This is a genomic window from Ketobacter sp., from assembly GCF_003671495.1.
In the GTDB taxonomy this organism is placed as follows: domain Bacteria; phylum Pseudomonadota; class Gammaproteobacteria; order Pseudomonadales; family Ketobacteraceae; genus Ketobacter.
In genome coordinates, this window is the sequence record NZ_RCHN01000019.1 from 1 (window position 1) to 22,757 (window position 22,757).

Consider the following 22,757-nt stretch of genomic DNA (forward strand, 5'->3'; position numbering starts at 1 on the left):
TTGGCTCAACCCGCCAGTCGCAAACCTAACATGTTTACACGTGTCCGTTGCTGATTCGCGTCTCTGCAGATAGTGTCCTAGATCGACACGGTGATCTGCAATGGAAGATAGTTTGATGTATCGACAGTGGAGCACTTCGCACCTTTCCGGGTCGAATGCTACCTATGTCGAAGAGCTATACGAAGCGTATCTGAAAGACCCTAATTCGGTGCCAGAACAGTGGCGAGATAACTTCGATAAACTCCCCCGCGTAAACGGAACTGAGAATGACGTTCCGCACTCTACCATCCGAGAGCATTTCCTCTATCTCGCGAAGAACAAGAATCGGGTGCAACCGCTCGCAGTCAGCAGCGTTTCTTCTGAGCATGAGAAAAAGCAGGTTAAAGTTCTTCAGCTGATCACCGGGTATCGCGTTCGCGGTCACCAAAAGGCGAAGCTGGATCCGCTCAATATCATGGAGCGGGAAACGGTTCCCGACCTGGAGCTGACTCACCACGGTTTATCCGCAGCCGATTTCGACACCACCTTCCAAACCGGGAATGTTTTTCTCGGACGTGAAGAAGCGACCCTGCGCGAAATTGTTGATGCCTTGGAAAAGACCTACTGTTCCAGCATCGGTGTTGAGTACATGCATATTGTCGACACTGCTGAGAAGCGCTGGATTCAGCAGCGGATGGAGAGTGTGCGTTCGCACCCCAATTACAGTGTCGATGTGAAAACCCATCTGCTGGAGCGCTTGATCGCCGCCGAAGGTCTTGAGCGTATGCTCGCCACAAAATACCCCGGCACCAAACGCTTTGGCCTGGAAGGTGGTGAGAGCCTGATTCCGTGCCTGGATGAAATCGTTCAGCGCGCGGGCAGTTATGGCGCCAAGGAATTGGTTATCGGTATGGCACACCGGGGCCGTTTGAACGTTCTGGTGAACATCCTGGGTAAGAACCCCGCGGAGCTGTTCAACGAGTTCGAAGGCAAGAAGAAAAATGAAGTGGGCTCAGGTGATGTGAAGTACCATCAGGGCTTCTCTTCTAACGTGATGACACCCGGTGGCGAGTTGCACTTGGCGTTGGCGTTCAACCCCTCACATCTCGAAATTGTGTCACCGGTGGTGGAAGGCTCTGTTCGAGCCCGTCAGGACCGCAGGCGGGACAAGAAAGGGGATAAAGTAGTGCCCGTGCTGATCCACGGTGATGCCGCTTTTGCCGGGCAGGGCGTGGTGATGGAAACGTTCCAGATGTCCCAGACCCGTGGTTACAAAACCGGTGGCACGGTTCACATCATCGTGAATAACCAGGTAGGTTTTACTACCAGTAACCGCCATGACGCCCGATCCACTGAATACTGCACAGACGTTGCGAAGATGGTGCAAGCACCCATTTTCCACGTTAACGGCGACGACCCTGAAGCCGTGTTGTTTGTTACCCAGATGGCAATCGATTTCCGTCAGCAATTCAAGAAAGACGTGGTCATCGATTTGGTCTGCTATCGGGCGCGCGGTCACAATGAGGCTGATGAACCGGCAATCACTCAACCCATGATGTATCAGGTGATTCGCAAGAAGAAAAACCCCCGTGAAATCTACTCCGCCCGTTTGGCGGAAGAAGGCACTTTCACCGAGGAAAAGATCTCCGCAATGACCGATGACTATCGTTCCGCTCTGGACAATGGTCAGCACGTTGTGAAATCGCTCGTGAAGCAACCCAACACAGAGCTGTTCGTAGACTGGACTCCGTACCTGGGGCATGCCTACGAGGCCTATTACGATACCAGTGTCGACGCTAAAACCATCCATGACCTGGCCCAGAAACTGGACACGGTGCCGGACGGCTTCGTGGTTCAGCGTCAGGTGGAAAAGATCCGTGAGGATCGGCAGAAGATGGCGGCCGGTGCGCTTTCCATTGACTGGGGTTTTGCTGAAACCATGGCCTACGCCACTCTGCTGGAGCAGGGCTATCCGGTACGTCTTACGGGCCAGGATGTGGGTCGTGGCACGTTCTCACATCGGCATGCGGTCATGCACAATCAAAAGGCGCCTGGCATACATGTGCCTTTGAAAACCATACCCCAGGACGGTACCCGGTTCGATCTTTATGACTCCCTCTTGTCGGAAGAGGCTGTGTTGGCGTTCGAATACGGATACTCGACCACCTCTCCGAAAGGCCTGGTAGTGTGGGAAGCGCAGTTTGGTGATTTCGCCAACGGAGCGCAGGTGGTGATCGACCAGTTCATTTCCTCGGGTGAGCATAAATGGATGCGGTTGTGCGGGTTGACCATGTTGCTGCCCCATGGCTACGAAGGGCAGGGTCCAGAGCACTCATCTGCACGACTGGAGCGTTTCCTGCAGCTGTGTGCCGAGCATAATATGCAGGTGTGTGTGCCTTCCACACCGGCCCAGGTTTTCCATATGTTGCGCCGCCAGGCGATCCGACCGCTCAGAAAGCCATTGATCGTGATGTCACCCAAGAGTCTTCTGCGGCACAAATTGGCGAAGTCCACCTTGGATGAGTTGGCCAATGGGCATTTCAAAGTCGTGCTGGAAGATGCCTGGGAGCATGATCCGAAGCAGATCGACAGGGTAATACTGTGCAGTGGCAAAGTTTACTACGATTTGTTTGAGTATCGAGCGCACAACGATATCAAGAATACCCTGGTATTGCGTATGGAGCAGTTGTATCCATTCCCGGAGCAGGAGCTGTATGACCTGCTGCAACCCTACACCAATATCAAGCACGCTGTCTGGTGCCAGGAGGAGCCCATGAACCAGGGCGCCTGGTATTGCAGTCAGCACCACATGCGACACGTGTTCCACCGAATCAGCCCATCACTGTTGCTGCAGTATGCTGGACGAGTCGGTTCCGCTGCGCCCGCGGCAGGATACATGTCTTTGCATCTTGAAGAGCAGGCCAAACTTGTTGAAACCGCTTTCAACATTTAAACCAAAACACACGAGTAGCAAATCCAGTATTTGGTTGTGAAAAGATTGGAAATAAAGGAAAACAGATGACAACTGAAATTAAAGCCCCACAATTTCCTGAAGCGGTTGCAGACGGCACGGTAGCGACATGGCATAAAAAGCCCGGAGAAGCCATATCCCGGGACGAGCTGCTGGTCGACATCGAAACAGATAAGGTGGTTCTGGAAGTGGTTGCGCCACACGATGGCGTGGTCGGCAAAATATTGAAGGGTGAGGGTGACACCGTATTGAGTCAGGAGCTGATTGGTTTCCTGGAAGAGGGGACCGGTGCAGCACCGGCTCCCACGGAAGCGGCTCCGGCCCAAGCGGCTTCTGCACCTGCGGCGGAGGCTGAAGCCAGTGGGAATGTTGAAGACGGATGGGGTCCTGCAGTCAGAAAACTGATTTCAGAAAATAACCTGGATCCCAGCAAGATCAAGGGCACAGGCAAAGGCGGTCGTATCACCAAAGAAGATGTGTTGAATCACCTGAAGAGCGGTGCTTCCCAGCCGGCAGCGGAAGCGTCGAAACCTGCAACTGCCCCGGCGGACGTGTCAGCCGGTGCTGCAAGCGTGAATTTTGGTGAGCGTGAGGAGCGCCGGGTACCGATGACCCGACTGCGCGCCCGGGTTGCCGAGCGTCTGCTGTCAGCGCAACACAATGCGGCCATGTTGACCACTTTTAACGAGGTGAACATGAAGCCGGTGATGGAAATGCGCAAGAACTACAAAGACCTGTTTGAGAAAGTGCATGGTCACCGCCTGGGCTTTATGTCGTTCTTTACCATCGCTGCCACCGAAGCGTTGAAAAAGTATCCGGCAGTAAACGCATCCATCGACGGTAACGATATTGTCTATCACGGGTATTATGATATCGGTGTGGCTGTTTCAACCGATCGAGGCCTGGTTGTGCCGATTCTGCGTGATGTGGACAAGATGGGTTTTGCTGAAATCGAAGGCAAGATTGTGGATTACGGTAAGAAAGCGCAGGCCGGCAAGTTGTCACTGGAGGAAATGACCGGTGGTACTTTCACCATTTCCAATGGTGGTGTTTTTGGTTCACTGTGGTCCACGCCAATTCTGAATCCGCCCCAGACAGCGATCATGGGCATGCACAAGATTCAGGAGCGGCCTATGGCGGTGAACGGCAAAGTTGAGATTCTGCCCATGATGTATCTGGCGCTTTCTTATGACCATCGCTTGATTGATGGCAAGGAAGCTGTGCAGTTCCTGGTTACCATTAAAGACCTGCTGGAAGATCCGGCCCGACTGTTGTTGGATCTGTAAGCGGTGCGATGATGGTCCGTTGTGGCGGGCAAATAAACCAATCCAAGCAGAATGATTAACGGGAAATTATCATGGCAAAGAGTTTTGATGTCGTAGTAATCGGTGGCGGACCTGGGGGGTACGCCGCAGCAATAAAAGCCGCACACCTGGGCTTGAATGCAGCTTGTATCGATATGTATATCAATAAGGACGGTAAGCCGGCTCTGGGCGGGACCTGCGCAAACGTGGGCTGTATTCCTTCCAAAGCGCTGCTGGATTCCACCTGGAAATACCACGAGGCAAAAGACGGCTTGGCGGTACATGGGATCGAAGCCAAAAGCGTCAAAATCAATGTCGCCGAAATGATCAAGCGTAAAGACGGCATCGTTAAGAAGCAGACCGACGGTGTGGCCATGCTGTTCAAGGCAAACGGTGTGACCTGGTTGCAGGGGCGTGGCAAATTGCTGGCAGGTAAACAGGTTGAATTTACTCCCCATGAAGGGGAAGCTGAGATTCTGCAGGCAGAGAATGTGATCCTCGCGTCAGGCTCCGAGCCAATCAAGTTACCGATGGCGCCTCTGCACGATGGAATTGTCGTGGATAACTCCGGCGCGCTGGAGTTCACCGAAGTGCCCAAAAAACTGGGTGTGATCGGGGCTGGCATCATCGGGCTGGAATTGGGCAGCGTCTGGAGCCGCCTGGGTGCTGAAGTTGTGGTGCTGGAAGCCATGGATAATTTCCTGCCCATGGTGGATCGCCAGGTCGCGAAAGAACTGCTGAAAAACCTGAAAGCGCAGAACATAGATATTAAATTGTCTGCCCGTGTTACTGGCACCAAAGTCGAAAAGAACAAGGTTTCCGTGGAATACAGTGATCCGGAAGGGGATCAATCCGTGGTGGTGGATAAGCTGATTGTGGCTGTGGGCCGACGCCCCTACACAGAAGATCTGTTTTCTGCTGACAGCGGTGTGAACCTAGATGAACGGGGCTTTATCTTCGTCAACCAAAGCTGTGCGACCGATGTGCCCGGCGTTTATGCCATTGGGGATATCGTACGTGGACCGGCACTGGCGCACAAAGCGACTGAAGAAGGCGTGATGGTGTCGGAGATCATCGCGGGTCACCACACGGCGATCAACTACGACTGCATTCCTTCTGTCGTATATACCCACCCTGAAGTGGCGTGGGCTGGTGTAACGGAAGAACAGGTCAAAGCCAGTGGCGACGCCTACAAAACCGGTACCTTTGCCTTTATGGCCAATGGCCGTGCAGTGGCGGCAAATGAAACCACCGGTTTCGTGAAAGTGGTGTCCGATGAGGCGACCGATCGTGTTCTCGGTGTGCATATCGTTGGGCCTCAGGCCTCAGAAATCATTATGCAAGCCATTATTGCCATGGAGTTCGGTGCCAGCACTGAAGACCTGCAGATGATGGTGTTTGCCCACCCCGGCTTGTCGGAAGTTTTCCATGAGGCCTGCCTGGACGTGGATGGTAAAGCAATACATTCAGCCAAACGCAAGCGCAAGAAGTAAGGCTGGATTGCGGTTTAGATCGGGTTAGGGTTACCTAACCCGATCTTTTTTACTGGACTACGACTGTTCAGACAGCAGACCGGTTTAAGGTCTGCGACGCGCGGGTAGCGCAAGATGGTGCGAGGGAAAGAAATCGCGTCAAGTGTGTTTAACGTGGATTACTCCACACGAAATTAGATCGATGGTGAGCCAATGAACTTACATGAGTATCAAGCCAAGCAACTGTTCGCTCAGTACGGTCTGCCTGTTTCAAAGGGGATAGCAGCCAGCACCCCTCACGAAGCAGCAGAAGCCGCTGACGTGATTGGTGGAGATCGCTGGGTTGTTAAAGCACAGGTCCACGCTGGGGGGCGTGGTAAAGCAGGTGGTGTTAAACTGGTGAGCTCCAAAGAAGAGATCATCGAGTTTGCCAAAGCCAAATTGGGCACAAACCTGGTGACCTACCAAACTGACGCCAAAGGTCAGCCGGTCAATAAAATTCTGGTGGAAACCTGTACCGATATCGACAAAGAACTGTACCTCGGTGCAGTGGTTGACCGCGGTACCCGTCGGGTGGTGTTCATGGCCTCCACCGAAGGTGGCGTGGAAATCGAAAAGGTTGCCGAAGAAACGCCAGAGAAAATCCTGAAAGCCGAGATCGATCCTCTGATCGGTGCTCAGCCCTATCAGGCTCGAAACCTGGGTTATCAGCTGGGTCTGACCAACGATCAGGTGAAGCAGTTCACCAAGATTTTCATGGGTCTGGCCAAATTGTTCGAAGAGAAAGACATTTCTCTGATCGAAGTGAATCCACTGGTGATCACCACCGAAGGCAATCTGCACTGTCTGGACGCCAAGCTGGTGGTTGACGGCAATGCGGTTCTGCGTCACCCCGATCTGTCTGACATGTACGATCCTTCACAGGAAGATGAGCGTGAGCGCCGTGCAGCAGAATGGGATCTGAACTACGTTGCCCTGGAAGGTAACATCGGCTGTATGGTGAACGGTGCCGGTCTGGCCATGGCCACTATGGACCTGATCAAGTTGAAGGGCGGCCAGCCTGCCAACTTCCTGGATGTGGGCGGTGGCGCAACCAAAGAGCGTGTAACCGAAGCGTTCAAAATCATCCTGTCAGATGACAGCGTGCAGGCGGTTCTGGTGAATATCTTTGGCGGTATCGTGCGCTGTGACCTGATCGCAGAAGGCGTTATCGGAGCGGTTCAGGAAGTGGGTGTGAAAGTGCCTGTTGTGGTTCGCCTGGAAGGTAACAACGCTGAACTGGGTGCCAAGATCCTGTCTGAAAGTGGTATGAATATTATTGCAGCTACCGGATTCAACGATGCTGCTGAAAAAGTCGTTGCAGCGGTGAAGTGAGAGGTTAAACATGAGCGTTTTAATTAACAAAGACACTAAAGTCATCTGCCAGGGATTCACTGGTGCTCAGGGTACCTTGCACAGCACTCAGGCAATTGAGTACGGTACAAAAATGGTGGGCGGTGTAACTCCGGGCAAAGGTGGTACTGAGCATCTTGGCTTGCCGGTTTTCAACACGGTTGCCGAAGCCAAAGCCGCCACTGACTGTGATGCGACAGTCATCTACGTGCCAGCGGCGTTCTGTAAGGATTCCATCCTGGAAGCGGCTGATGCCGGTATCCCGCTGATCGTGTGCATCACTGAAGGCATTCCCGTTCTGGATATGCTGTATGTGAAAGAGTACGTATCCCAGAAAGGTCTGCGTCTGATCGGCCCCAACTGTCCTGGTATCATCACGCCCGGAGAGTGCAAAATAGGTATCATGCCTGGCCACATCCACCAGCCTGGTAAAGTAGGTATCGTTTCACGATCTGGTACGCTGACTTATGAAGCGGTTAACCAAACTACTGCGTTGGGCTTCGGTCAAAGCACCTGTATCGGTATCGGCGGTGACCCGATTCCCGGTACCACCTTTATCGATGCGTTGGCCCTGCTGCAGGAAGACCCTCAGACAGAAGCCATCATCATGGTGGGTGAGATCGGTGGTACTGCGGAAGAAGAAGCTGCAGAGTTCATTAAAGAGAACGTGACCAAGCCTGTTGTTTCCTATATTGCCGGTGTGACTGCACCTCCTGGCAAGCGTATGGGTCACGCAGGTGCCATCATCGCGGGTGGTAAGGGTACTGCGGACGACAAGTTCGCTGCGCTGCAGGCGGCCGGTGTCAAAACCGTACGCAACCCATCCGAGTTGGGCCTGGCCCTGAAGGAACTGACTGGCTGGTAACAGCCCGTTTCAATTCCTTTTAAAGAACCGGCGGCAGGCGACTGTGCGCCGGTTTTTTGTTGCTGTGATTTTTGCGACAATGATCGCTTATTTTGGGAATGTTATTTTTTGACTACGAGATTGTAAATGGGATACCAGCACAAACCTTTTGAGACCGAGCTGCTCACGGAAAAGCAGCTCTGGAAGTTAACTTCACCCCTGCGCACCTACTTCAGTCCACGATTCTTCGGGTTGGAGAAGCTGGACCCGAATAAGCCCACCCTGATGGTGGGCAACCATACCATCTTTGGTGTTATCGATGTTCCACTGTTGTTGGCTCAAATCTATCGCGAGCGCGGTATTCGGGTACGAACCCTGGCCGATCATCAACATTACGATATCCCGTTCTGGCGCGACATGGTTGACCGCAGCGGCGGGGTGGAAGGCACCCGCGAGAATTGTTCCATGTTGATGGAGCGCGGTGAGCACATTATGGTGTTCCCCGGCGGCGCCCGCGAGGTGAGTAAGCGCAAGGGTGAGCAGTACCAGTTGACCTGGAAGCGGCGCACTGGATTCTGCAAGATGGCGATTCAGCATGGATACAACATCATTCCCTTTGCTTCAGTGGGGCCGGATGATATGTACGACATCCTGGTGGATGCAGAGGATGTAATTCACTCCCCGGTGGGCAAGTTGCTGAAGAAGACGGGTTTGCTGGAGAAGTCCGGTTTGTTGCGGGGAGGCGACATCATCATGCCTCTTACCCGCGGTATTGGACTGACCCCCTTACCGCGCCCAGAGCGCTTCTACTTTTCTATAGGAGACGAAATTGACGTCGGCCCGTATCAAGGCAGGGAAGACGACGACAATGCGTTGTTCGAGCTACGGGACGAGGTGGCTTTTGCCATCCAGAACCTGATTGGCGAGATGCTGACGGTGAGGGAGAATGACATTGATAAGGGATTGGTGCGGCGTCTGCTAACCCGGTTCTGATGACCGGGGTATTAATTCTGGCGCTCATCCATTGGAGCGCCAGCGCTCAAAGTTCCCGATGTTTTCGTAGAGGCTGCTCACGCTCATGGGCTTGCCGTAATAGTAGCCCTGGGCGAAATCACACTGGTTTTCTTTCAGGAAGGCCGCTTGCTCGCTGATTTCCACACCTTCAGCCACCACTTTCAGACCCAGTTTGTGGGCCATCGCGATCACCGCGCTGGTGATTTCCATATCGTCTTTATCTTTTGGAATGTCCATGACAAATGAACGGTCCACTTTCAGAACGTGGATGGGCAGTCGTTTCAGGTAGTTCAGGGATGAATATCCGGTACCAAAATCATCGATGGCGAGAATGATGCCCAGCTCTTTCAGGAGGTTCAGGGTGGCGATGGTGGCTTCGACATTTTCCATCAATAGATTTTCGGTGATTTCAGCCTGCAGCTGCTGGTTTTGAATGCCGGTGGATATGATCATGTCTTTGATCACGCTCACGAGATTAGGGTCATGAAACTGGCGGGGTGAGAGGTTGACCGCGACGTGGCCATCCAACGGTAACAGGCCTTGTTCAGTAAACTGTTTGATGTCGCTACAGGCTTGGCGCAGGACCCACTCCCCGATGGGCAGGATCAGGCCGGAGTCTTCTGCCACCGGGATAAATTCGGATGGTGGGATGAAGCCTTTTTCCGGATGATCCCAGCGCAGCAGAGCCTCATAACCGATGAGCCTGCCGTTATTCAGGTTGATCTGCGGTTGGTAATACAACTCAAACTGTTCCTGCTGCAGCGCTATGCGCAGCTCAGCTTCCATGGCCAACTGGCGTGAAAGCTCCACGTTCATTTCATCGGAGAAAAACTGGTAGTTGTCCCGACCGCGGGATTTGGCGCGGTACATGGCCATGTCCGCGTTCTTCATCAGGGCGTTGGCGTCTTCGGCATCACGCAAGCCCACACTGATACCGATGCTGGTGGTGATGATGACTTCCAACCCCGTGAGCCGTATGGGTACCTTGAGCACGTCCAGCACCTTGCGGGCGATGGCATCCGCCTCGTGGGTGTCGTTGACTTCCGGTACCAGGATCGTGAATTCATCACCGCCCATGCGCGCTACAGTGTCACCAGGGCGGGTGCAAAAACGGAGGCGGTGGGCGATGGCTTTCAATAGCTCGTCACCCTGGTCGTGGCCCATGGTGTCATTGATCTTTTTGAAGTGGTCGATATCGAGGAACAGCAGGGCGATCATGCAGCCCTCCCGCTCCGCGTTTTTAATGGCCTTTTCCAGTCGGTTGCGGAACAGGTGGCGGTTGGCCAGTTTGGTCAGTGGGTCATACAGAGCCAGCTGTTCGAGCTGCAGTTGCACTGACTTCAGTTCAGAAATATCAGACAGGCTACCCAGATAGCCCACGATGTGACCGTTACCCTCATACAAGGGCTTGGCGTGGCAGATCACATTGACATCCTCGCCGTCATCCCGAAGCATGCGATATTCCATTCTGAACTCTTCGCCTTTTTCCAGGGACTCTCGCCATCGGGATAAAACCTGGAAACGCTCTTCCGGATGCAAAGTCTTGACCCAGGCTTCCTGGGTCAGGTGGATATCATAGATGTTGGTGATCTCGCGCCAACGGGCGTTGACGTAAGTGTACTGTCCTTCCTCATCGGTCTGGAATACGCCCACTGGGGAGGATGCGGTCAGCGTACGGAAGCGTTCTTCACTGTCCCTTAAGGCCACGTTGTCGTGCTCGATTTTGGCCACCATGCCGTTGAATGCATCCACCAGATTACCCAGTTCATCTTCAGTGGTTTTGTCCGCCCTCAGTGAGTAGTTATCGGATTGGCGGATCTTGATTGCGGTGTCCTGAAGCTTTTTGATGGGCACGGTAACGAAAGCCTGCAGACGAACCGCCAACAGGAAGGTGATGAACAGGGTGATGGCGACGATGATGATGCTGGTGGCAATATGCAGGAACATGGTTTCCCGCAGGTCACCCAGGTCTGCCAACAGATAAAGCGTGCCGATGACGGTGTCTTCAAATACCACGGGCTCCCGGATTTCCTTGTAGGCTTCGCCGTGCTGCCCCGGAATGGTGGGCAGGGCCTCGGTGCAGCGGGCCGGGTTATAGGAGTTGCGGTGGAACGACGCGAACAGTGTGTCACTGGAGTCGTACAGGCAGGCGAGGGTGATGGCCTTGTGGGCATCCAGTGATGCGAGGTTGTCGGTGGCGCTGACCCGGTCCAGGAATTCCAGCGCCACGGTGCTGCGATCTGCCAGTATGGTGGCGATGACCTTGTATTCCTGGTCGGCTTTCTGGTGGGCATTCTGATAGTCGTAGAGTGAAAAGAACACACCTGAAATGGTCAGTGCCAAAGCGCTGGTGAGCATGGCGATGAGGATGGTTTTGACCCGCAGGGACATAGCGCTCAACAGCTTCATCAGCCTTGTCCCTCCGTGCGATAGATTTTACTGGCGATTTCCAGAAGGGGCGCCCGTATGGATACGTTCTTGTGCTGCGTGTTGCCGAGATTGATTTCCAGCCTGACCCGTTGTTGGTCGTCGATGATGAATCCGATGTCACCCTGGCGTTCGGCGAAGTTTTCGGTTTCTCCCACTACGATAGTGTCTTTCATCGGGCGGGACAAAATCGAACTGAGATCTTTACCCTGGATGCTTTTGGTAATGAACAGAATGTGGCATCCCTTGTGATCGGTCACGTCTTTTGAGGAACGAGTAGAGATAGGCCGATTCTTCGACTGCTTTGATTCCAGCACCGTAAGGGGATCTTTTGATGGAAGGGTACCCATTACGCAGATGAGAAACGGATCTTTGGCATTGAGTTCAGTTTCACTGTTCCAGTTGATGAATTTGGTGAAGTTGTAGAGGAACACCAGCTTCAGTGTGTATTCATCTGGATTCGCTGAGAGGGCCGCTGATGCGGGAAAGAGCAACAGGCAAAAAAGCAAAGCTTTCGCCAATACCGAATGCCCCAACGCGTTTCCTTTATCCAAATCATTACTTCCAATTTTGGGCCAGCGCCGCCGTGCCCTGGTCCCGGCCCACACGACACGCGAATTTTGATCAGTTGCTTCGAACAAGTGTAATTGTTAACTAATATTTTGCAAACTTTACAAAGAGTTACATAGGGCGCTGAATGGTTGATGCGGTTGGCAAAAACCGGATTATCCGGACGTCATCGGGCTTCTTCCGTCAGCAACGCCTGAATTTCCAGCACCGTCTCCTTGAGCTGCTCTTTGGTGAAGCGGGGCCAGGCGTGAAGGGCTCCCAATAAGCCATAGTATGCAATTTTCCCGAGTTTGTTGCCGCGGGATTCGCTTTGGGTTAGCTCGATATAGACCGCCGAAACGAGGCTCAGGCGCACCCGGTCAATGCGTTCCACATGGGCGCGCACGATTTCGTTGGAAAAGGCCCATTGCCGCATGGCGATTTCCAGCTCGGCATCCGAATTCCACGCTGATTCCAGCAAAATCGTCATTTTCTTATGCAAATCATCAAATTGCTTTTGAGTGCGATCGAATATTTCGATGGTCTGGGTGCGCTCCCAGTATTCGAGCATGAGGGTCGTGAGTTCGTCCATGGAGTCAAAGTGGTGATAGAACGAGCCTCGGGTAACGTCCAGCCTGCGGGCAATTTTCTCTCCGGAAACCCCGGCCGGCCCGTATTCCTTGAGTTGGTTGATGCCGGCAGTGACCCAGCTTTCTTTAGAAAGTTTAGGCATTAGAACCTCAAGCCTCATAAAAACATACAGGGTTGTATTGTGTTATTTACACTCCTATTCTCAATTAATCAACAGACCAATCAGTCATGGTCTATCTGTTGAAGGTGATAACAATAAATTGGAGATGCTTATGACGGCTTCGACAGTAACGCTGCAAGAGGGTGAAAAGATTCAGGCCAAACCGGTTCCCGGTGACGGTGGCCTGCCGGTGGTGGGGTATACCTTTCATTCGATGATGAATCCCATGGGATTCTCCCGCAAGCGCTTTGAGCAATACGGCGAAGTGAGCTGGAGTAACCTGTTTGGCACCCGCATGGTCAGTATGTTCGGTCCCGACGCCAATCAGTTCGTGTTCCTGAACCGGGGGGATATGTTCTCCAATAATCAGGGGTGGGATTTCTTTATCGGCAAGTTCTTTCATCGCGGCATCATGCTGCTGGATTTTGAAGAACACCGTCACCACCGTCGCATCATGCAGAACGCCTTCAAGAAGCCGGTTCTGGTGCAATATCTGGGGGAGATGCAGAGACCCATTGAGAAGGGCATACAAAAGTGGCTGCCGCAGGACGATTTTCATGTGTTCACGGCCATCAAGAAGCTCACCCTGGACATGGCCACCGAAATTTTCATGGGCGAGAAACTGGGCCCTGAAGCCAATGCCCTGAATAAGGCGTTCATCGACACAGTGCGTGCCGGGACTGCTCTGGTGCGTTATCCGGTGCCCGGCGGACGTTGGAAAAAAGGCCTCGATGGCCGTAAGGTGCTGTATAACTACTTCAAATCCAAAATTGCCGAGAAGCGCAACTCGGAAGGCATGGACCTGTTCAGCCAGTTATGCCGGGCGGAGACCGAGGATGGGCAGAAGTTTACCGACGACGACGTGATTAACCACATGATCTTCCTGATGATGGCGGCTCATGACACGTCCACCATTACCCTGTGTACCATGTTCTATCATCTGGCCAAGAATCCTGAGTGGCAGGATAAGCTCCGAGCTCAGAGTAAGGCATTGGGCAAGCCCCATCTGGATTTCGAAGACCTGGAGGCGATGGATGGCATGACGCTGGTGATGAAGGAATCCCTGCGGCTGTGTTCTCCGGTGCCATCCATTCCCCGCCGCACTGTGAAGGATGTGGTGTTCAAGGATGTGCTGATTCCCAAAGGCACGCTGATCTCCGTCTCCCCTTATTTCACCCACTACATGCCCGAGTACTGGAACAACCCCAAACAGTTCGATCCGGGACGGTTTGCTGAGGATCGTCGCGAGGATAAGGTGCACCCCTATGCCTGGGTGCCGTTTGGCGGTGGGGCGCATATGTGTATCGGTCTGCACTTTGCTGAGGTGCAGGTGAAAGCGATCCTGCACCAGGTGCTGCTGCGCTTTAAGTGGTCGGTTGATCCGGATTACAAAATGCCGATTGATATGACATCACTGCCAGTACCGGGGGATAAACTGCCGGTAAAATTGGAATTCATCTAGGCCAGTACCGTTGGTTCAGCAGAGGGAGAGGCGTTGCTCTTCCTCTGCTTCATGCTTTTTTAGATCAATGAGAATTTCCTTCTTCTCATAGACCTTGTCGATGTGATCCCCATTCCAGTGATACACCAGCCATTTGCTTTGTACCGGCAGGCTGACGGCGGTGGGCCGGAACGCGGCAATGCATTCCCCACCATGATTACGTACTGAAGGGTAGAGCAGGCCATAACATTGTGTGGTGCGCAGCTGCGCTGCAAAGGCCTGTGAATTGGCGTACTCATCGGGGTCGGGCTGCATCAGGTGCCCATAGGTTTCGCTGCGTAAATCGATCAGTGCTTTGAGCACACTGCCTTTATAGACTCGCATGTCCAGCTCACATGGGGGCTCCGCTGTGTAGCCAAGGAACCGTTCCCGGTGATAGATGGTTTCATGGATGGCGGTGTCCAGGTCGCGTGCTGCGTAATACACGCCGTAGCTGCCATCGGTGAAGCGGCTGGCAAAACCGGTGTGGGTGAAGGCAGCCATGACCACGCTGGCACCCGGGCCACTCACCCGGTCCGCTTCGGCCACATGACTCAGGTCACCGGCTTGCTCCCGCAGGCGTTCATTGGTGAGCGACTCGATTTCAAAGGTTTCCTCCATCAACTCCGGCGGGGTAAACCGTTCGAAGAAGTTGATGGGCGGAAACTTGGTGGGGATGATGCGGTAGTGAGGGCCTTCAACCTGGACTTCCCTGTGATGTGGTTGTGACATGTGGTTCAGTGTCCCCGTTGCCCGTCCAGAAACCGACGCACATCGCTCAGGTCGGCAACCCGGCCCTTGAGCATGACCTCCAGTGCGGAGTGGCCATTAAACAGGGGCGCTGTATTGGGTTTGGAGACCCATTCCGCAGCCCGTTTGGGGTTGGGCAGCAGGATGTTGAGGGCTTTGTAGATCCCCATAATGTAAGAAACCCGCTCCAGGGTGTCCTGGGAGAGTCGTACCGGCTTGGCGGTTTTGCCTTCCGCAAACTCTTTCATACGATAGAAACTGCTCTTGGCGGGGCTGCCCAGGAGGGTCATCTGCTCTTTGCTGCCCAAGCCCCATTCTTCGGTGATTCCGAAAAAGTTCAACAACGCGGCCGCGCTCAGACGGTCTTCGCGGTTCTGGTAACTGTGTTGCGATGCAGTGTTGGTGAGCATAGGGCACCTCCCGGAGTTCTCTTTGAAGTGTAACGTCCAAAGTGGGAATAAATCAACATAAATTCCAATTTGGGGCAATCTTGCATGGGGTCCCCATTACCGGTCTTTGCTGCCAAGGCTCTCCAGTTTCATGCCGATCACCGCCGCTTTGATCAGTTTCCAGGGACTGTGACTGAACAGCGCCTGGATCAATTGATCGAACAATTGGTATTTCGCCCGTGTATAAGGGTACCAATTAGGCTCGATCTTGCTGCTATCGGAGTCGATCAGTAGTGATTTTGAGCGAGTATAGCCCAGTAGCCCCTCGACGCCTTTCTGTCGCCCATAACCACTGGCCTTGGTGCCGCCAAAGGGCAGGGCCGGGTTGCCTTCTGTGAGCATGACATTGTTGATGGAGACGGCGCCGCACTCCAGGCGTCGGGCCACCCGATTGGCTCGTTGCAAATCCCGGCTCCAGACGCTGGCGCTGAGGCCGAATTCGGTGCTGTTGGATAGGGTGACCACTTCCTCTTCCGTACTGAACGGGACGATGGGCACCAATGGTCCGAAGGTTTCCTGCTGCAGGATCAACATGCTGCTGTCCAAATTGGTCAGCAGGGTGGGAAGATAGAACAGCTCGTTCTCCACCAAGGTGGCGCCACCGCAGAGCACCTTGGCACCTTTGGCGCGGGCATCCACCACTTGCTGGTGGACGATATCCAGTTGGAAATCTGCGGTCATTCCGCCGATGTCGGCATTGCCCAGGTCGCCACTGTTCACCACCAGTTTGTCGATTTCTGCTTTGGCCCTTTGTACGAATGCCGGGTACAGGGTGTCCTGCACATAGACCCGCTCTACCGAGCTGCAGGATTGCCCGGCATTGGTAAGCGCGCCCCAGAGTACGCCTTTTACGGCCCGATCCAGGTGAACGTCGTCGAACACAATGGCCTGGTCTTTTCCGCCCAACTCCAGATCCACCGGAATCAGCAACTCGGCGCATTGGGCCAGGATCTTCCGGCCGGTGCGGGCGCTGCCAGTGAAAAACACCTTGGCAGGTTTCTGCCGGATCAACTGTTGTGCCGTGGTGCCGGTGCCGTAGACCACTTGAATGCTGTCGCCGAGGATGGGGTCTACCTGGAACAGCTTTTCGAACAGGCCCTGCATGGGTGTGAGTTCGGAAGGCTTGTACACCACGGCGTTTCCGCACACATAGGCCGCCAGAATGGAAGTGAGGCCGATGTGCAGAGGGTAGTTCCAGGGCGCAATAATCAATACCGTGCCCAGGGGCTCATGCACGATACGGGATTTTTTCCCCAGCAGGGTGATGGGCGTGGAGACTTTCTTTTCGCTGAGAGCTTTTCGGGCATTTTTCAGCAGCCATTCAACGTTGTCGAGCACGCCCAACACCTCGGACACCAGCGCATCAGTGCGACACTTGCGGGTTTCCCGGCACAGTATGTCAATGGCTTCGTCGCGGTGTTCCACCAGATAATCCAACAACTTGCGCAGGCCTTCCAGGCGCACGTCGATGGGCAGTTCCGCCAGCCTGTTGTGGGCCCTGGCAGCCTGGTTGAAAACGGCGGCCGCGTCCTCTGCAGTGATGTCCTGGACCGGGCTGCCCAGCGCAGCGTCAAAGATTTCTTCACTGGATGCCTGTGGGTGATGTTCTGTCATATGGTTATCCTTCACGGCGTTCGCAGGTGAGTGAGAACTCGATGATGTCCAGTGGGCTGGTGCCGCCCGAAAGCCCGGTTTTACCGGAATAGTACAGGCTGACAACCACACCCTTGAGGCCGATGTTGAGCTTGCGCAAGAGCCCGGCGATGGCGTTGGGAAACGACTCGGCGTTGTCCGCCAGCCAAACCACAGAGCGGATCAACGGGGTGGGTGCCAGATAGAAAAACCACAACAGGTAACCAAAGTCCCGGATATCATCAGGGTGTGCGCTGCCCATGGCCGTGTCCACATAGGCCAGGCAACCGGTCTCCGAAAAAGCCGGAAACTCGCGGTCGCCGGGAATCATCACATCACCCAGTTTCTGCAGGCCCAATAATTGTCGATAAGAAAAAAATGTGGAAGTGAGCGAGCTCATGCACTGACTCCGTGTGGTTGCTGCTGCACCACCGTGGCACCGCAATCCCGCAGGATATGCTGCGCCGCCCGCTGGGAAAGCGCCATGATGGTGAGCGATGGATTGATGCCCGGTGCATTGGGGAATATGGAAGAATCAGCAATATACATATTCGGCAGCCCATGCACCTGGAAATGCTCATTGACCACCGAATCCCCCGCATTCTGCCCAATGTGGCACCCGCCCATGAGATGAAGGCCAATCTGCAGGGGAGAGGTGACCACCTCTTTGGCCCCCAGCGTCTGGAACAGATCGACTACCACACGGTTGCCATGGTCAGCGGTTTGGCGATCCACATCGGATAGGGGTTTGTCGATCTCGAGCCGGTCACGGCGGGTGAGGCGAAGGGTACCGGCTCCCTGGTCGCGCACGGCAACTTCAATACAGGCCATGTTGCGGTATTGACGCATAAACCGTTGATGGTCGAGCCCGTAGCCGGGCTTCAACAAGCCGATGGCGATGGGGCCGGCAAAGACATTTTCCAGTTTGAATCCTGCGGCCCGAAAACGGGGTTCATCGGATTTGACGGTCTGGAAGGCGCCTTTGTGGGAATCCACCCGGTCGTTGAACAGGGCTACGGTCATCCATTGCGGGTGACAGTAAAACCCTTGGCCCAACGCCGGGAGTCGATCCTGCAGGCGTGACCTCAGCAACAATTCGGTGGTGCCCAGGGCACCACTGGCCAGAACCACTTTACGGGCGTACCGGGTTATTGGCTGCCCCCGCTGGTATCCGCACACAGTGACAAAAGAGGGCCCGTGGACCACCTCCCGTACCGTACACTCGGATTCAATTCGCAGGCCATTGTTCTCGGCCTTGGGCAAAAAAGTTTCCAACATGCTTTGTTTGGAGGCGCGTGGACAACCGCCCAGGCAGGTCATGCAGTCATTGCCCGAGCCGCAATCCCGTTGCCCGCGCCGCAGGGGGGCCCAGCCGTAACCTTTCGACTCAAACCCTTTCACATACAACTCGGCGTTGGTATTCCAGTCCGAGGGTGCCATGTGGTGCAGTGCCAGGTGGGATTCCACTGCGTCATAGTGCAATGCCATCTGATCGCTGGAAAAGAAATCCATACGGGTTTGGTGGCGCCAACTGTCCAGGGCGATATCGTCGAAACGATCCAGCAGACACTGGTTGATGATGGTGCCACCCCCCACCACTTTGCCGCGAATAAACAGTGTTGAGGCATCGCGGCTGGCATCCATGCCCCCATTCCACATCAGCTGGGCATTGGCGTCCAGTTCGTTGTCCGGGAAGGTCGCAGCGGAAAAACGCCGGCCGGCTTCCAGCATCAGCACGTCGGCGCCGGACTGCGTCAGTTCGTGTGCGATCACCGAGCCCGATGCGCCGGAGCCCACGATGATTACGTCATGAAGGTGTTTCATGGGAAAGTCCTTTTAGCCAGGTTACATGAACACCCAGCCATTACCTCGATAAGTGGTGACGGTGTCTTCGATGACGCCGTCCCGGATCAGGTGCAGTTGATTGAAATGCTCACAAAGCTCGCCGGCTTTGGCATGGCGAAAAAACACCGGATCGCCGGGTTCAAGTGCCTGCTTGCATTGCTGCGTGTGTAGGGGCGTCTGCACTTCACCGGTCCCTTCGTTGGGGTCCAGTTTCAAACCGGCAGGCAAATAGGGCTGTGGCATTTTAATGCGCTCGGCGTTGCCAGAGGCGACGTAGCCACCGCCGTTACAGGTGACAATGTCAGCGGATGGCTTGCGGGCCACACTGGTAACAAATCCGGCAGCCGGTTCCAGTTTGAAGTTGCGGTAATAATCGAACAGGTGCGAACAATAAAACCCGCTGCCCACCGTCACCTCATTGACCAACGGTTCCTGAATCGTGGATTCAATACTGCCGGTACCACCACCATTGATCAGGGTGAGCTGCGCGCCTTCATGAAGTAGAACCAGAATGGTTTCCGTGCGGCGGTCATGGATGATGGGCAGCGACTTTTTCTTCAGGTAGCGCACGACGATATTTTGCAAGATCTTGCCTGGTACCTGGTCGCCCAAGCCGGCAATCTGGGCCTCGTAGCCCATCAGTCCACACAGGTTGATGTGTTGAAACCCCTTGATCCGGCGATAGAATTCCACTGCTTGCCGGGGTGTTTTGATATTCGAGCGATGCACTCCAAAGTGTACACCGGGGAAAGGCACCGACATATCCAGATCAAGACAGAGGTTGGCTTTGATGTTCAGCTCTGCGGCCAGCCCGTCCAGCAGTGCAACATGCTCGACCCGGTCCACCATGAAATACAGTTTTGCCGGCTTGGTAGAGGCCTGCAGTGCCGCCATCAGGCTGTCGCGACACAGGCTGGGGTAGGCAATCAGCAGGTCATCGAAACCCTCGTCCACCAGTAGAGCGGCTTCTTGCGGGTGGTAGCACATGATGCCGTTAAACTGCTGGCTGGCGTTCAGTAAGTAACGCAATAGATGAACGCAGCGCACCGACTTGGACGCGATGCGAATGGAGCGGTGGTTGGCCCGCGTCAAGTTGGTTTGGATGTTGTTGTCGAACTTGTCCATGTCCACCCAGGCAGCAGGTGTGGTGATGCCATCAAATATCGTGGAATACTGCTGATATAAACTCATGACAGGTTTTGTTGTTTTGGTTTTATTTGGAACCATCGTACCATATTGCCTGGCGGAGGAAAGTAGTTATTTGTAAAGCCATCCCCTATTGCTACGACTTTGGCACCCTGGACTGTTCTGCCGCGGGCTTGGCCATAATGGCAAGCACCCCTCCCAATATGATCAGGATCATGCCCCCCAGACTCTTGCCATCGGGTACATGATCCCAGAACAACCAGCCCAGTAATCCGGCAAACACCACCCCAAAGTAGGTAAGGGGAGCAATGCTGTTGGCCGGTGCATGGGCGTAGGCGTGATTGTACAGCTTCATGGTGATGAAAATAGAGAAGCCCACAAACAGGAGTGCAGGCCAGGCGAGCAGGGGAATGGCAGTGAAGTTGAGCAGCGCCAAGGGTGTGCTGAGCAGCAGGGAAATCAGAAAATAATAGAACAGGATTCGGTTCGAGGGCTCGCTCTGGGCCAGCTCCCGGGTATAAATCATGGATACCGCCAATGTGACGCCGGAGAGAAAACCGATGCCGTGCCAAAGGCTGAAACTGGCTCCTTCGGGCTTGAGAATAAACAGCACGCCGGCAAACCCCAGGCCGATGCCCACCATGCCCAACAGGCTGATGCGATTACGAAACAGCAGGTAGGCAAAAAAGGGTACACAGATCGGGGCAGTGTTGCGTAACAGGGATGCATCCACCAGGGGAATGTTGCCGATGGCCAGGTAGTACGTGTAAAAGCAGGCCCAGCCGGCCACACCACGAATCAGGTGGTGGCGGGGAACCTGGGTGGCTAATCCCGGCAGGCCCACCTTTGCCATCCAGGGGGTCAGGGTGAAGAGGCAGATCAGGTATTGTATGCAGACCACCACACTGGCATCCATCATCCCGGTGAGGTACTTGGTGGCGGCGGCCACCAGGCTTGCCACCAGGGAGGTCAGGATGGCATACATGCTGGCAATGCGTAAATTGGTTTGACGCCCGGGCACAATAATCCTTATATGACTGCTCTAAATGTTTGCTATTATTGCAAAAAATAGCCTCTGGATGAGCCGTGTTCGGTGCAAAATATCGTACTTTTTGATTTGAGTTACGCAGACTTTCTCGCCTTTCTGTGGTTTTTGCTGTGTTGGGTAGGTTATGCCCAATACGCCCAGTGGAAAGCCCTCACCAAGAAATGCCTGGCCAGCGTACTGCACCAGCAGCGGTGTCGCTGGATGCTGGAAATGCTGGGTCGGGAGAACCGGGTAATGGATGCTTCCCTGATTGCCAACCTGGAGCGCAATGTGTCATTTTTTGCTTCCTCCACCCTGTTGATCCTGGCCGGTATCCTGACGGTGTTGGGCGCCACCGACCGGGTGATCTCGCTGGCGGAGGAATTGCCCTTCGCGGTCAAAGCCACGAAAGTGGCCTGGGAGCTTAAACTGTTCCTGCTGATGGCGATCTTTGTTTACGCGTTTTTCAAATTCAGCTGGGCGTTACGTCAATACGGCTTTGCTTCGGTTGTCATCGGAACCGCACCATCACCAGCGGCGGTTGACGGCAGTGCGCGTACCGAGTTTTCCCAGGGGGCCGGCAGTGTAATCTCCCGGGCAGCCCACGCTTTCAACCTGGGCCTACGCAGTTACTATTTCGGCCTGGCTTTTCTGCTATGGTTTGTAAATCCCTGGATTTTTATGGCGACGTCCACCTGGGTGGTGGCCGTACTCTATCGACGGGAGTTCCACTCCAAGGCGCTTCGGGCGCTGATACGAACCAACAAGGCGATTATCCGTGGAGACGTTCAGTGAGTGACGACAAAAAGACCAAATGGCCCTTCACTTTAGAGGAAGGTCTGAAAATGTTCCTGCACGGTGTGCGGCACAGTATGGAGCTGGGCATGGCCCTGGAGGAAATCACCGCGGAGGGACTGGTGGTGCGTTTACCTTACTCTGACAAAATCATCGGTAACCCTGACACCGGCGTGATTCACGGTGGTGCCATCACCAGCCTGATGGATCAGGCCTGCGGTCTGGCGGTGGCCCAGGCCATGGCGCCGGATTTTGACATTACTCCCACCATTGATCTGCGCATAGATTACATGCGGCCGGCAGAGCCTGGCAAAGACGTGTTGGCGTATGTGGAATGTTACCGGAAAACCCGCAGCGTGGTGTTCACCCGGGGCGTGGCGTATCAGGATAACCGGGATGAGCCCATCGCCCATTGTGTGGCCAACTACATGCGGATGGGGTTGAGCAAGATACCCTGGTCCCCCAGAAAGACCACGGAGGAAGGGCAATGAGCATCAAAGAAATCGTTCACCAATGCCGTGAAACCAACGACTATGCCCGTCTGGTGGAAGCCATTCCCTATGCCCAGACCATTGGTATGGGCTGCATGAAAGCCGGGGAGGAGGTGATTTTCACCTTGCCCGCCATCAAGTCGAATATCGGTAATCCCACCTTGCCCGCTATCCATGGTGGGGTGTTGGGTGGTTTTATCGAGCAGTCGGCGCAACTGCACCTGTTGATGCTGATGGAAACCCCCACTTACCCCAAGGTGGTGGATCTTTCCATTGATTACCTGAGTGCTGGCCTGTTCCGGGATACCTTTGCCGAGTGTCATGTACTGCGTATGGGGCGGCGGATTGCCAATGTGGCGGTGACGTTGTGGCAGGCTAAAAAGGATGAGCCCATCGCCACCGCACGGGCCCACTTGCTACTGTCCTGAGCTTTGGTTAA

The 22,757-nt window shown here is 54.4% G+C and carries 20 protein-coding genes; 10 read left to right on the forward strand and 10 right to left on the reverse strand.

Annotated features, from left to right (window positions below; genetic code table 11):
• The first annotated feature begins 100 nt into the window (after window positions 1–100).
• The 6 genes from D9N14_RS09140 (at window position 101) to D9N14_RS09165 (ending at window position 8,955) form a co-directional block, all read left to right on the forward strand.
• Window positions 101–2,932 (forward strand): 2-oxoglutarate dehydrogenase E1 component, encoded by a 2,832-nt coding sequence (locus D9N14_RS09140; RefSeq protein WP_290579069.1) that lies wholly within the window; start codon window positions 101–103, stop codon window positions 2,930–2,932.
• A 65-nt stretch (window positions 2,933–2,997) separates the two neighbouring features.
• A complete protein-coding gene (gene odhB / locus D9N14_RS09145; protein WP_290579070.1) occupies window positions 2,998–4,236 on the forward strand; it encodes a 2-oxoglutarate dehydrogenase complex dihydrolipoyllysine-residue succinyltransferase in 1,239 nt (412 codons plus the stop codon).
• A gap of 71 nt (window positions 4,237–4,307) precedes the next feature.
• The gene (lpdA, locus tag D9N14_RS09150) at window positions 4,308–5,747 is read left to right on the forward strand and encodes a dihydrolipoyl dehydrogenase (RefSeq protein ID WP_290579071.1); all 1,440 of its coding nucleotides are present in this window, start codon (window positions 4,308–4,310) and stop codon (window positions 5,745–5,747) included.
• A 192-nt stretch (window positions 5,748–5,939) separates the two neighbouring features.
• Entirely contained in the window at window positions 5,940–7,100 is a 1,161-nt protein-coding gene (gene sucC / locus D9N14_RS09155; protein WP_290579072.1) for an ADP-forming succinate--CoA ligase subunit beta, read from the forward strand.
• A gap of 10 nt (window positions 7,101–7,110) precedes the next feature.
• Window positions 7,111–7,983, forward strand: a complete 873-nt coding sequence (gene sucD, locus D9N14_RS09160; protein ID WP_290579073.1) for a succinate--CoA ligase subunit alpha — start codon at window positions 7,111–7,113, stop codon at window positions 7,981–7,983.
• 126 nt (window positions 7,984–8,109) lie between these two features.
• A complete protein-coding gene (locus D9N14_RS09165) occupies window positions 8,110–8,955 on the forward strand; it encodes a lysophospholipid acyltransferase family protein (RefSeq protein WP_290579074.1) in 846 nt (281 codons plus the stop codon).
• 24 nt (window positions 8,956–8,979) lie between these two features.
• Here the strand turns inward: D9N14_RS09165 and D9N14_RS09170 are convergent, their stop codons facing one another.
• The 3 genes from D9N14_RS09170 to D9N14_RS09180 form a co-directional block, all read right to left on the reverse strand.
• Window positions 8,980–11,385: an EAL domain-containing protein gene (locus D9N14_RS09170; protein ID WP_290579075.1), complete on the reverse strand. Its 2,406-nt coding sequence runs from the start codon at window positions 11,383–11,385 to the stop codon at window positions 8,980–8,982.
• Complete coding sequence (locus D9N14_RS09175; RefSeq protein ID WP_290579076.1) at window positions 11,385–12,044, reverse strand: YfiR family protein; 660 nt, start codon at window positions 12,042–12,044, stop codon at window positions 11,385–11,387. Before D9N14_RS09175 ends, D9N14_RS09170 begins: the two co-directional genes overlap by 1 nt.
• A gap of 95 nt (window positions 12,045–12,139) precedes the next feature.
• Window positions 12,140–12,685, reverse strand: coding sequence for a TetR/AcrR family transcriptional regulator (locus D9N14_RS09180; protein WP_290579077.1), 546 nt, complete (start codon window positions 12,683–12,685; stop codon window positions 12,140–12,142).
• A gap of 130 nt (window positions 12,686–12,815) precedes the next feature.
• Here D9N14_RS09180 and D9N14_RS09185 point away from each other — a divergent pair, with 130 nt between their 5' ends.
• Complete coding sequence (locus D9N14_RS09185; protein WP_290579078.1) at window positions 12,816–14,165, forward strand: cytochrome P450; 1,350 nt, start codon at window positions 12,816–12,818, stop codon at window positions 14,163–14,165.
• Between the two features lie 15 nt (window positions 14,166–14,180).
• Here D9N14_RS09185 and D9N14_RS09190 read toward each other — a convergent pair whose 3' ends face one another.
• The 7 genes from D9N14_RS09190 to D9N14_RS09220 all read right to left on the reverse strand — a co-directional run bounded on the left by D9N14_RS09190 (window position 14,181) and on the right by D9N14_RS09220 (window position 21,026).
• The gene (locus tag D9N14_RS09190; RefSeq protein ID WP_290579079.1) at window positions 14,181–14,915 is read right to left on the reverse strand and encodes an RES family NAD+ phosphorylase; all 735 of its coding nucleotides are present in this window, start codon (window positions 14,913–14,915) and stop codon (window positions 14,181–14,183) included.
• 5 nt (window positions 14,916–14,920) lie between these two features.
• Window positions 14,921–15,343: an MbcA/ParS/Xre antitoxin family protein gene (locus D9N14_RS09195; RefSeq protein ID WP_290579080.1), complete on the reverse strand. Its 423-nt coding sequence runs from the start codon at window positions 15,341–15,343 to the stop codon at window positions 14,921–14,923.
• Window positions 15,344–15,439: 96 nt separating this feature from the next.
• The gene (locus tag D9N14_RS09200) at window positions 15,440–16,996 is read right to left on the reverse strand and encodes an aldehyde dehydrogenase family protein (RefSeq protein ID WP_290579081.1); all 1,557 of its coding nucleotides are present in this window, start codon (window positions 16,994–16,996) and stop codon (window positions 15,440–15,442) included.
• Window positions 16,997–17,000: 4 nt separating this feature from the next.
• Window positions 17,001–17,414, reverse strand: a complete 414-nt coding sequence (locus D9N14_RS09205; protein ID WP_290579082.1) for a hypothetical protein — start codon at window positions 17,412–17,414, stop codon at window positions 17,001–17,003.
• Entirely contained in the window at window positions 17,411–18,838 is a 1,428-nt protein-coding gene (locus D9N14_RS09210) for a GMC family oxidoreductase N-terminal domain-containing protein (protein ID WP_290579083.1), read from the reverse strand. Before D9N14_RS09210 ends, D9N14_RS09205 begins: the two co-directional genes overlap by 4 nt.
• Before the next feature lie 21 nt (window positions 18,839–18,859).
• Complete coding sequence (locus tag D9N14_RS09215; protein WP_290579084.1) at window positions 18,860–20,050, reverse strand: alanine racemase; 1,191 nt, start codon at window positions 20,048–20,050, stop codon at window positions 18,860–18,862.
• A 91-nt stretch (window positions 20,051–20,141) separates the two neighbouring features.
• A complete protein-coding gene (locus D9N14_RS09220) occupies window positions 20,142–21,026 on the reverse strand; it encodes a DMT family transporter (RefSeq protein ID WP_290579085.1) in 885 nt (294 codons plus the stop codon).
• 81 nt (window positions 21,027–21,107) lie between these two features.
• Here D9N14_RS09220 and D9N14_RS09225 point away from each other — a divergent pair, with 81 nt between their 5' ends.
• From D9N14_RS09225 to D9N14_RS09235, 3 genes are read left to right on the forward strand one after another with little or no spacing between them, the layout of a single operon-like run.
• Entirely contained in the window at window positions 21,108–21,827 is a 720-nt protein-coding gene (locus tag D9N14_RS09225; protein ID WP_317622602.1) for a DUF599 domain-containing protein, read from the forward strand.
• A 50-nt stretch (window positions 21,828–21,877) separates the two neighbouring features.
• Window positions 21,878–22,318: a PaaI family thioesterase gene (locus D9N14_RS09230; RefSeq protein WP_317622603.1), complete on the forward strand. Its 441-nt coding sequence runs from the start codon at window positions 21,878–21,880 to the stop codon at window positions 22,316–22,318.
• Complete coding sequence (locus tag D9N14_RS09235; RefSeq protein ID WP_290579088.1) at window positions 22,315–22,746, forward strand: PaaI family thioesterase; 432 nt, start codon at window positions 22,315–22,317, stop codon at window positions 22,744–22,746. Before D9N14_RS09230 ends, D9N14_RS09235 begins: the two co-directional genes overlap by 4 nt.
• The last annotated feature ends 11 nt before the right edge of the window (window positions 22,747–22,757 follow it).

What these genes read in the sequence shown, in the direction of transcription:
- D9N14_RS09140 (WP_290579069.1), top strand. Translation starts at nt 101, where the DNA reads ATGGAAGATAGTTTGATGTATCGACAGTGGAGCACTTCGCACCTTTCC.
- odhB (WP_290579070.1), top strand. Translation starts at nt 2,998, where the DNA reads ATGACAACTGAAATTAAAGCCCCACAATTTCCTGAAGCGGTTGCAGAC.
- lpdA (WP_290579071.1), top strand. Translation starts at nt 4,308, where the DNA reads ATGGCAAAGAGTTTTGATGTCGTAGTAATCGGTGGCGGACCTGGGGGG.
- sucC (WP_290579072.1), top strand. Translation starts at nt 5,940, where the DNA reads ATGAACTTACATGAGTATCAAGCCAAGCAACTGTTCGCTCAGTACGGT.
- sucD (WP_290579073.1), top strand. Translation starts at nt 7,111, where the DNA reads ATGAGCGTTTTAATTAACAAAGACACTAAAGTCATCTGCCAGGGATTC.
- D9N14_RS09165 (WP_290579074.1), top strand. Translation starts at nt 8,110, where the DNA reads ATGGGATACCAGCACAAACCTTTTGAGACCGAGCTGCTCACGGAAAAG.
- D9N14_RS09170 (WP_290579075.1), bottom strand. Translation starts at nt 11,385, where the DNA reads ATGAAGCTGTTGAGCGCTATGTCCCTGCGGGTCAAAACCATCCTCATC.
- D9N14_RS09180 (WP_290579077.1), bottom strand. Translation starts at nt 12,685, where the DNA reads ATGCCTAAACTTTCTAAAGAAAGCTGGGTCACTGCCGGCATCAACCAA.
- D9N14_RS09185 (WP_290579078.1), top strand. Translation starts at nt 12,816, where the DNA reads ATGACGGCTTCGACAGTAACGCTGCAAGAGGGTGAAAAGATTCAGGCC.
- D9N14_RS09190 (WP_290579079.1), bottom strand. Translation starts at nt 14,915, where the DNA reads ATGTCACAACCACATCACAGGGAAGTCCAGGTTGAAGGCCCTCACTAC.
- D9N14_RS09195 (WP_290579080.1), bottom strand. Translation starts at nt 15,343, where the DNA reads ATGCTCACCAACACTGCATCGCAACACAGTTACCAGAACCGCGAAGAC.
- D9N14_RS09200 (WP_290579081.1), bottom strand. Translation starts at nt 16,996, where the DNA reads ATGACAGAACATCACCCACAGGCATCCAGTGAAGAAATCTTTGACGCT.
- D9N14_RS09205 (WP_290579082.1), bottom strand. Translation starts at nt 17,414, where the DNA reads ATGAGCTCGCTCACTTCCACATTTTTTTCTTATCGACAATTATTGGGC.
- D9N14_RS09210 (WP_290579083.1), bottom strand. Translation starts at nt 18,838, where the DNA reads ATGAAACACCTTCATGACGTAATCATCGTGGGCTCCGGCGCATCGGGC.
- D9N14_RS09215 (WP_290579084.1), bottom strand. Translation starts at nt 20,050, where the DNA reads ATGAGTTTATATCAGCAGTATTCCACGATATTTGATGGCATCACCACA.
- D9N14_RS09230 (WP_317622603.1), top strand. Translation starts at nt 21,878, where the DNA reads ATGTTCCTGCACGGTGTGCGGCACAGTATGGAGCTGGGCATGGCCCTG.
- D9N14_RS09235 (WP_290579088.1), top strand. Translation starts at nt 22,315, where the DNA reads ATGAGCATCAAAGAAATCGTTCACCAATGCCGTGAAACCAACGACTAT.